1 protein-coding gene is annotated in these 271 nt (G+C 65.7%); it reads right to left on the reverse strand.

The window, feature by feature from the left end:
- Positions 1–78: 78 nt before the first annotated feature.
- A partial coding sequence (locus tag SB660_RS20735; protein WP_410584231.1) for a hypothetical protein occupies positions 79–271 on the reverse strand: 193 nt, incomplete at its 5' end.

Consider the following 271-nt stretch of genomic DNA (forward strand, 5'->3'; position numbering starts at 1 on the left):
TGGGAACAGATTCGAGCGATTGTGGACGACTCTCAGAGACGCGCTGAGAGTGCAGAGCAGGTGAGGCGAGTCTGCGGTTCACCCGAAGCAGTCCACGCCCAGGGGCGCCACCGCCACGCAGTCATGCTTGGCCGGGTCGTAGTACTCGACGCCATCGGGCAGGACGGGACCAGGCTCGCCGAAGAACGCGCGATAGTCGTTCGGGCACCCCTCGGTGCCGCCGCACTCGAAACCGTCCGGGTAGATGAGCCAAACCTGGTGACCCTGCGCC

The sequence above is a fragment of the Bacillus sp. SIMBA_005 genome, from assembly GCF_046535585.1.
Classification (GTDB): domain Bacteria; phylum Bacillota; class Bacilli; order Bacillales; family Bacillaceae; genus Bacillus; species Bacillus pumilus.